8 protein-coding genes are annotated in these 8,368 nt (G+C 71.1%); 2 read left to right on the forward strand and 6 right to left on the reverse strand.

What is annotated here, in order from left to right:
* Nucleotides 1-4: 4 nt before the first annotated feature.
* Nucleotides 5-1,360 (reverse strand): hypothetical protein, encoded by a 1,356-nt coding sequence (locus HII36_RS14880; RefSeq protein WP_173523754.1) that lies wholly within the window; start codon nt 1,358-1,360, stop codon nt 5-7.
* Nucleotides 1,361-1,535: 175 nt separating this feature from the next.
* Complete coding sequence (locus tag HII36_RS14885; RefSeq protein ID WP_217369534.1) at nt 1,536-2,291, reverse strand: HAD family hydrolase; 756 nt, start codon at nt 2,289-2,291, stop codon at nt 1,536-1,538.
* A gap of 48 nt (nt 2,292-2,339) precedes the next feature.
* Between HII36_RS14885 and HII36_RS14890 the strand changes: the two genes are divergently transcribed.
* Together HII36_RS14890 and HII36_RS14895 are read left to right on the forward strand one after the other, a co-directional pair.
* Entirely contained in the window at nt 2,340-3,293 is a 954-nt protein-coding gene (locus HII36_RS14890) for a hypothetical protein (protein WP_173523755.1), read from the forward strand.
* 364 nt (nt 3,294-3,657) lie between these two features.
* Entirely contained in the window at nt 3,658-5,067 is a 1,410-nt protein-coding gene (locus HII36_RS14895) for an aminotransferase-like domain-containing protein (protein WP_173523756.1), read from the forward strand.
* Between the two features lie 137 nt (nt 5,068-5,204).
* Here the strand turns inward: HII36_RS14895 and HII36_RS14900 are convergent, their stop codons facing one another.
* The 4 genes from HII36_RS14900 to HII36_RS14915 form a co-directional block, all read right to left on the reverse strand.
* Nucleotides 5,205-5,711, reverse strand: a complete 507-nt coding sequence (locus tag HII36_RS14900) for a hypothetical protein (RefSeq protein ID WP_173523704.1) — start codon at nt 5,709-5,711, stop codon at nt 5,205-5,207.
* Nucleotides 5,708-6,997, reverse strand: coding sequence for a mannose-6-phosphate isomerase, class I (manA, locus tag HII36_RS14905; protein WP_173523757.1), 1,290 nt, complete (start codon nt 6,995-6,997; stop codon nt 5,708-5,710). The genes HII36_RS14900 and manA overlap by 4 nt, the downstream gene beginning before the upstream one ends.
* A 13-nt stretch (nt 6,998-7,010) precedes the next feature.
* Nucleotides 7,011-7,154, reverse strand: a complete 144-nt coding sequence (locus HII36_RS14910) for a hypothetical protein (RefSeq protein ID WP_173523758.1) — start codon at nt 7,152-7,154, stop codon at nt 7,011-7,013.
* 124 nt (nt 7,155-7,278) lie between these two features.
* Nucleotides 7,279-8,100, reverse strand: a complete 822-nt coding sequence (locus HII36_RS14915; RefSeq protein ID WP_173523759.1) for a helix-turn-helix domain-containing protein — start codon at nt 8,098-8,100, stop codon at nt 7,279-7,281.
* Between the last annotated feature and the right edge of the window lie 268 nt (nt 8,101-8,368).

Consider the following 8,368-nt stretch of genomic DNA (forward strand, 5'->3'; position numbering starts at 1 on the left):
GGGGTCAGTGGCGGGAGGCGTTCAGTCGGTTCGCCACGCGCGCCGCCACGCCGAGCAGGGCCTCGCACCGCTGCATCGGGTCGAAGCTCCCCCGGGGACGGCTCGGGTCCGCCATGGACAAGGCCGCCACGAACCGTCCTTGGCGGATCATCAGCGTGCCCGCCGCCCGCGCCTGGTCGGTGCTCACGCAGTACGCCTCCGCGCGCCGCAGCGGCTTGCCGCCTTCCATCGCCCTCCAGACGGTCATCGCATGCTGGGCGGCGGCATCGGCCGTATAGCCGGTGACGGTGACGCTGAGGGAGTGCCGATCGACGGAGTCCGCGCCGGTGAACCGCTTGCATCGGGTGGTCGTGTACGCGTACTCGCTGGCGTCGGAGATGTGTGTGCCGATGCTGAAGTCGATCCGGCCGACCGCCGAGCCGAGCCCCTCCTCGGCGAACGGCGCCGGCGGCCGGCGGAACAGAGCGCGGAAATCGTCGGGCCGGAGGACGGCGCACGGGGCGGCCGGCGCCGAGGTGAGCAGCGGGCTGTCGTAGGTGATGTGGCTGGTTCCCGTGGCATGGGCGGAACGCCGTTTCAGGTTCTCCGCGACCGTCACCAGCAGGGCCTGTTCAAGGCTGCGGGCCTTGGCATCGGACGGCAGCGACATCCTCAGCCGCACGGCGGTCCTTCCCAGGCGTAGAGCGTATCTGGAGTAGGTGGTCCCGCCGGCGGCTCGGTCGGCGGTGGCTCGTCGTATCGATACTTCGCCTATCGGGGGCCGATCGTCGTACCTCTTGAACTCGTACACCATCGCCGAGGGGTTCGTGTACGTCTCCTGGAACACCTCGATCTTCACCAGGCCCTTGGGCCGGATGAGGTACTGGCAGAAGTTGGGCGGCTGGATCTGGAAGAACAGTTCGCTTCCCCGGTCCACGGGCCCGTGGCCGCTGCCGTCGAAGACGGACCGCTGGTAGGCGTCTCCCAGCACGTCGGGGGCGAGCAGGAGGCCGTGCTTCTTCAGGTCGGCGAGCGTCAGGAGTGTGCAGGCCGGGATCAGCGTGGTGACGCCGTATCGCGCGCTTCTCGGGTTCTCTCGTTCCACCAGCGGCGCGGGGTCGGCCACCCCTTCGGGAAGCCTCCGATAGCCCTCGCGGTCGACGGTCGGCAGCTTGGCGCCGGCCGTGTCCTGGTCCCGGGGGTGGTCGTCGTCGGCTTCCGTCGCGATGGGCGGCGTCCCCGGCTCGCCTGCCCATCCCTCTTTTCTCAAGGCACCGGCGACGAACCCGACCGCCACGAGTAGGACGAGCGCCAGCCCTATGGTCACGAGCAGCCACACTCGGCGTCTGCTCAGCGGCCGTTCCGGCGGGTGGTGTGCCACGTCGTTTCCTTCAGCGAAACCACTTATTCCCCGAGCAACCGGCGGGGCGAAAAAGCGTTCTCTGGCAGCACCGCCGCATTCGAAGGGGTCATGAATGCATGGTCCCAGCAAGCGAACATTTCAGTAATATGGAAACCCGCCAAAAACCATCGTCATTCTGCCAGCCAACTTCCGATCAATGGCCATGAACCAGGTGGTCGAGAATTCCGGTCAAACGCTGGACGAAGAGCGTCGCTCCGGTGAGGGAGCTTTCCGGGGTCAGGGCGGTGTATCCGATGACGGGCATGCCGGCCGCTCTCGCCGCGCTGACCCCGTTGGGGCTGTCCTCCACGACCAGGCAGTCACGCGGGTCGATGCCGAACGAAGCGGCGGCGTGGAGAAAGAGGTCGGGGGCGGGTTTGCCGACACCGCCGACGTCCTGGGCGCTGAACACCACCTCGGGCGGCAGCAGGGGACGCAGTCCGGTCCGTTCCAGGGTCAGGTCGATCCAGGCGTGGTCGGACGACGACGCCAAGCAGTAGGGAATGCCGCGGCGCCGCAGCTCGGTCAGGACCGTGGACGCGCCCTGGACCGCTCGCAGTTCCAGCTCGAATGCGGCGAAAACCCGCTCGTTGCAGCGTGCGGTGAAGTCGGCGGGCAGCGTGCCGCCGTACCGGTCGGCGACGACCGTGTGGACCGTACGGGCCGCGTTCCCGAGGAAGTGCCGGTAGGACTCTTCCAGGGTGAAGGGGAATCCCAGTTCCGTCAGATAGCCGGACAGCACGCGGTGGGCGATGGATTCGCTGTCGACGAGGACGCCGTCGTTGTCGAAGATGACCAACCGGGGGTTCATGAATGCTCCGAGATGCCATGATTCATCCGTAGTATCGAGTCTCACTTTACGGCACTCGATCTCGTACGTGGCATCGGGAAGAATGGCTGAAGCGTCCACCGAGCAGCGCCTCACGAAAAGCACTCGACAGACAGGCCCGGAGACAAGATGTTGAGGAAGATATCGATAAGGGCGCTGAGGAGATGTCTCGAGCGGGTCGATTCCGAGGGGGACTATTCGCACGTCCATGCTCCCTTGGCGCTTTGGCACGCTCGCCGCCTCGCCGCCGGTCACCGAGATGAACGCCCGGACCTCGAGGCGCTTTCCGTGCTCGGGCGCTTCCACAGGTACCGCTACCGGGCCATCGGTCCGAAGAGTCGTCGCGACCGGGACATCATGATCTGGACGTTCGCCCAGCGCCTGATCGCGGGAGACGAGTCTCTGCCGAGCAGGGACGCGCTCGACGCGCTCCCCCAGGCCATAGACCTGGCCACCGACCTGCTGGTGAGAGCGGGCGGCCCGGGAAGGCGTCCGCCTGTCGAACGCGTGCTCAGCGTTTGGCGGCGTCTTCACGACGCCGTCCCTGATGATCACCCGGAGCGGCCCATGGTCTGGAACAACCTACGGGTCGCGCTCCTGTTCCGGTTCGCGGCGACCAGGGACGTGACAGACATGGATGAGGCGGTAGCCGCCGCGAGACAGGCCGTGGACGCGGCTTCCGCGGACGATCCCGAGCGGGCGCTCTTCCTGCGGTACCTCGGCACCACGCTGGTGACGCGGCACGAGCGCACCCAGGTGGTCACCGACCTCGACGAGGCCGTCGCGGCATGGCGCGAGGCGCTGCGCATCGTCCCCGCGAAAGACACTGCCGAGCGCTCGTCGCTGTCGTCCCTGCTCGGCTTCGCCTTACTCACTCGGTTCCTGCGTACCAAGAGGCAAGCGGACATCGAGGACGCCATCGTCTCGTACCGGCTGGCTACCCAGGATGCGAACGACCCTGACCATGACAAGCATCTGTCGAACCTCGCCACCGCTTTGACGGTCCGCGCCGACCACACGGGGGTGACGGCGCATCGGGAGGAAGCGGAAGCAGCCCAGGAGCCGGCGGTACGAGCGCGGTGAAAGACCGTGGCGTCCGACGAACCGCTCCCTGAAGACCCGCATGGCCCAGCTCGCCGTTCTGGTGTGGGCTGGTCCAGGTCGGCGCGAGCGACACGCGCCCCGTGCTCCCGCCACAACGGGGGCAGGTCGGCTCGGAGCATGCCCGCCCCTCGGCGCGCACCGTGAGATCGAACGCCGGCAGCCCCTCGGCGGATCGGTCGCCGGCCCGCCGCCGATTCCTCCCAGGGCGAAGGCGTTCAGCCGAGCACGGCCGCCAGCACCGGGGCGGATGGCAGGCCGCAGCCGACGTCGTCGAAGTGCACGACCCGCACAGAGGCCGGAAGCGTTTCCCGGCCGACCCTCAGAAGCACTATCATCATCTCTCATGTCGGAGAATAGCACTTCTGACGAACTCGCCACCGCGCTCCGCGCCGCGATCGCCACGATGGCGCCAGGCGACCGGCTGCCCAGCAGCCGCGACCTGACCCGCCGTCATCGCGTCGGGCCCGCCACCGTCGCCCGCGCCATCGCGCAACTGGCCGCGGAAGGAGCCGTGATCACCCGGCCCGGCAGCGGCACGTACGTGGCCGCCCGGCCGGGCCGCGCCACCCGGCAGGCCGCCGACACCTCCTGGCAGGCCGTCGCACTGGCCGGGCGCGACGTCGAAGCGCTGCCCGAGCCCTCCCCCGTCCAGCAGGCCGGGGTCATCTCCCTGGCCGGCGGTTACCCGCACGAGTCCCTGCAGCCGGTCCGAGCCCTGCAGGCCGCGCTCGCCCGCGCGGCCCGCCGTCCCGACGCCTGGCATCGCGCGCCCACCGAGGGCCTGGCGCCCCTGCGTACGATCTTCGCCGGCCTGGTGGGCGGCACCATCGGCCCGGACGACGTGTTGATCACCGGCGGCAGCCAGGGCGCTCTGTCCATGCTGTTCCGCGCGATCATCGCCCCCGGCGGCCCGGTCCTGATGGAAGCACCCACCTACCCCGGAGCCCTGCACGCCGCCCGCGCCGCCGGGCTGCGCCCGCTGCCCGTCCCCATCGACGATGACGGCCTGCGTCCCGACCTGCTCGCCGACGCCTTCGCCATGACCGGCGCCCGCCTGCTCTACTGCCAGCCCACCTACCACAACCCGACCGGCGCGGTGCTGCCGCCGGCCAGGCGCGAGCAGGTGGCCGAGATCGCCCGCGCCGCCGGCGCCTTCGTCATCGAGGACGACTGGGCCCGCCACCTGAGCCACAACCAGGCGGCGCCACGTCCGATGGTCGTCGACGACCGTGACGGCACCGTCATCCATCTGACCTCGCTCACCAAGCCCGCCTCGCCCAGCCTGCGCATCGGCGCCGTGATCGCCCGCGGCCCCGTCATGCGACGGCTGCGCAGCATGCGCCACGTCGACGACTTCTTCACCGCCCGCCCCCTGCAGGAGGCTGCCATCGAACTGATCAGCGGCCCCGCCTGGGACCGTCACCTGCGCATGCTGCCCGGGGCGCTGCGCGAGCGCGCCGCCACGCTGGCCGCCGCGCTGGCCCGCGAGGTGCCCGGCTGGCGCATCGGCCGCCACCCGGCGGGCGGGCTGCACCTGTGGGTCCACCTGCCCGACGGGCACGAGGACACCGCCGTGGTCGCCGCCGCGCGGGCCCATGGCGTGGCGGTGGATCGCGGCAGCCGCTTCTTCCCCGCCGACCCACCGCACAACCTGGTGCGGCTCAGCTTCGCCGCCGCCGCCGACCTGGCCGAACTGGGCGAGGCGGCCCGCCGCCTGCGCGCCGCGGCCGACGAACTGCCGTCTTCGGGCTGACGCGGGGTTCTCGCGGTACGACGCGAGTTTCTCACGGTACGACGCGAGTTTCTCACGGGACGACGCGGGTTCTCGCGGGACGACGCGAAACGGCGGCGGTCAGCCGGACGAACACCGACGACGCGTGACGGCGGCGGTCAGCCGGGCGGACGTCGGCGGGGCGGCGACGGCAGGCCCAGTGCCGTCACGAAGGCGCTGAACGTCGGCGCCACCACCCGCCAGCGGAAGCAGCGGTCCGGGCTGGTCCAGTAGTCACCGGCGACGACACGGGGATCGGCCGGGTCGCCGCGGTAGTCCAACGCGATGGCGACGTCGTCCCCGGCCAGCCGGTTCACGGCGACGAGGAAGGCGAGTTCCACGTCCAGCCAGGGCAGCTCGACCGGGCCGGCCAGGCTGCCGCGGGCCACGCGGAACACCTCGGCCGACCGCTCGTCGTCGGCGAACAGGTCCAGCGCGCCGGACTCCCCGCGCATGTGATCGAGGTCGGTGAGGAAGATCAGGGGATCTTCGAACCAGGGCATGACCTCGCGCATCACGGCGTCGCCCGGGTGCCGCCACGTCCCGGCGGCCAGCAGGTCGATCAGGAGGGGCGGCGGGGTCAGGCCGCGGACGAGCAGGCCGGCCGGATCCCGCCCGGGCCTCACGACGACGCGCTGGAGGCGGTGGACGCGTCCGAGGCGTCCGAGGCGTTCGCGACGTTCGCGACGTTCGCGACGTTCGCGACGTTCGCGACGTTGGACGCGTTCGAGGCGGGGAGCAGGCCCGGCGGGAGTGCGCGGTAGGCGGTGCCAGTGCCCGACAGGCGCGCGCCGGTCGCGCCGGCGGGAAGGAACGCCGCCTGCCCGGGCCGCAGGGTCACCCGCTCCGCCGCCTCCAGGACGATCTCCGCCCCTTCCACGCACAACACGATCTGCGGCACACCGGCGGGCAGCGGGTGCTCGGCGTCCCCGGCGAGCTCGTGGCGGACGAGGCCGAACTCGGCGATCGGCGGCCGGTAGCCGTACCGGCCGGGCTCCCCCTGGTCGGCGGGGACCAGGCACGGCCGGGCCGGCTCGAAGTCGACCACGCGCATCAGTTCAGGCACGTCGATGTGCTTCGGGGTCAGCCCGCAGCGCAGCACGTTGTCCGAGTTGGCCATGACCTCCACGGCGACGCCGCCCAGGTAGGCGTGCGGGACGCCGGCGCCGAGGAAGGCGGCCTCGCCGGGGGCGAGACGTACGTGGTTGAGCAGGAGCGCGGCCGTGACGCCGGGGTCGCCGGGGCAGGCGCGGGCCAGGTCGGCGTAGACGGCGAGGTCCGGGTGGTCGTCGGCGCGGCCGGTGAGTGCCGCTTCGACGGCGGCGCGGATCTCGTGCGCGCCCGGGTCGAGCATCTGCTCGAACACCGTGCGCAGCGCGGCCCCGGCCGGTTCGGCACGCAGGACGCGCACCCACTCGCCGACCTCAGGCACGCCCAGCGATTCCAGCAGTCCGGCCGCGTCGCCGGGGGCGCGGAACCCGCACAGCCCGTGGAAGTCGGTCAGCGCGCAGACCATCTCCGGCTTGTGGAACGGGTCCTTGTAGGTGCGCGCCGGGTCGTCGATCGGCACGCCGGCCGCGTTCTCGCGGGCGAACCCCTCCTCGGCCTGCGCCGTCGTGGGGTGCACCTGCAGCGACAGCGGCGCGTCGACGGCGAGCACCTTCAGCAGGTACGGCAGGACCGGCCCGAACGCGTCCACCCCACGCGCGCCCACCATCCCGTACGGGTCGCGCCCGATCAGCTCGCCCAGCGCCACCCCGTCGACGGTCGACGGAGCGCCGGGATGGGCGCCGATCCACAGCTCCGCCTGCGGCTCCCCCGTCGCCGGGGTGCCGAACATGGCCGGGAAGGCGGTCGGCGATCCCCACGCGTACGGCCGGATCACCGTGGTCAGCGGCAGCGGTGCCTTCATGCGGTTCTTCGCCTCACTTCGTCGCGCCTTGTGTCAGTCCGTTATAGATGAATCTTTGCAGCAGCAGGAACACGGCCGGCGTGGGCACGATCACCAGAATGGTACTCGTGAACTGGAACAGCGATGTGGAGACGGTACCGAGGTTCTGGTCCGGCATGTACAGGAAGGGAATGCAGAAGTCGTCGCACGCCGCGATGCCCTTGACGACGCCTGGCGGTGTGGACGGACGGGCGATGTCTTAACACCGTTGGAGTCGCGTTCAGCGGTGCCGGGAGGTTCGGTTACTCGGAGCGTGGCCGTCCGGCGGTCGTTCGGCGCCGCTCGGCGCGCGTCCTGAGCAGGTCGGCGGTCGGCTGGTCGGCGGGCAGGAACGCCTCCAGCTGCAGCTCGGCGACGGTGACGTCCGTCGCCGTGGCGAACGAGGTCAGCGTGGTGATCAGGCGCAGTTCGCCGTCCGCGGACGCCAGTCGCATCGGCACCGCGAAGCCGAGGTGGTCGGGCCCGACCGGGGCCTCGGGGACGTAGGCGGCCAGTTCGTCGACGAAGTCGTCCATGCGCGGATCGGGGCTGCGCCTGGCGCTCGCACGCAGGGCGTCGATCACGTGCCGGCCCCACTCGCCGAGGTTGCGTATCCTGCGCGCCATGCCGTCCGGGTGCAGCATGAGCCGCAACATGTTGACCGGAGGCCGGAGGAGTTCCGGCGCGGCACCCTCGGTGAACACCTCGACGGCGTCGTTGGCCGCCACCACCCGCCCGTACGGCCCGACGACGAGCGCCGGGTACGGCTGGTGGCCGCGCAGGATCTGCTCGATCGCGGTGCGTACCGGGGCCAGGGCCTGCTCGTCCAGGCTGGATTCGGTGAAGACGGGTGCGTAGCCGGCCAGGGCGAGCAGGTCGTTGCGCTGGCGCAGCGACAGTCCGAGCGATTCGGCCAGGCGGATCACGAGCGCGCGTCCAGGCTGGGAGCGGCCGCTCTCGACGAAGCTCAGGTGGCGCTGGGTGGTGCCGGCCAGGGTGGCCAGCTCCAGCTGACTGACCCGGCGGACGGCCCGCCAGCGGCGCAGGCCCTCGCCGATATCGGTGCGCTCGACGGTATTACTCACCGGTCGGTTCTATCAGCCCACCCGTCGACGGGGTGACCCGGGCGATACGCACCAACGGGCTCCTCCTTTCCTTGGTGGCACCTATTGCCCTCACGGCAGGAGCCGCTCCTGTGGGGCGCTCGCGTTGGGGAGTCGCTCGCGTGGCGGGCGCTTCCGTGGCGGGCCCTCGCGTGGCGGGCCCTCGCATGGCGGACGGAGAGGTCGGGTCGGAAGACCAGGTGGCGGTGGCTGTGCGGCAGGAAGCCTGGTGGCGGGCCTGCCTGAACGC

Source organism: Nonomuraea antri, from assembly GCF_013283785.1.
In the GTDB taxonomy this organism is placed as follows: Bacteria; Actinomycetota; Actinomycetes; order Streptosporangiales; family Streptosporangiaceae; genus Nonomuraea; species Nonomuraea antri.

Coding starts and splice junctions, on each gene's coding strand:
- HII36_RS14890 (WP_173523755.1), top strand. CDS start 2,340: ATGTTGAGGAAGATATCGATAAGGGCGCTGAGGAGATGTCTCGAGCGG.
- HII36_RS14895 (WP_173523756.1), top strand. CDS start 3,658: ATGTCGGAGAATAGCACTTCTGACGAACTCGCCACCGCGCTCCGCGCC.
- manA (WP_173523757.1), bottom strand. CDS start 6,997: ATGAAGGCACCGCTGCCGCTGACCACGGTGATCCGGCCGTACGCGTGG.
- HII36_RS14910 (WP_173523758.1), bottom strand. CDS start 7,154: ATGCCGGACCAGAACCTCGGTACCGTCTCCACATCGCTGTTCCAGTTC.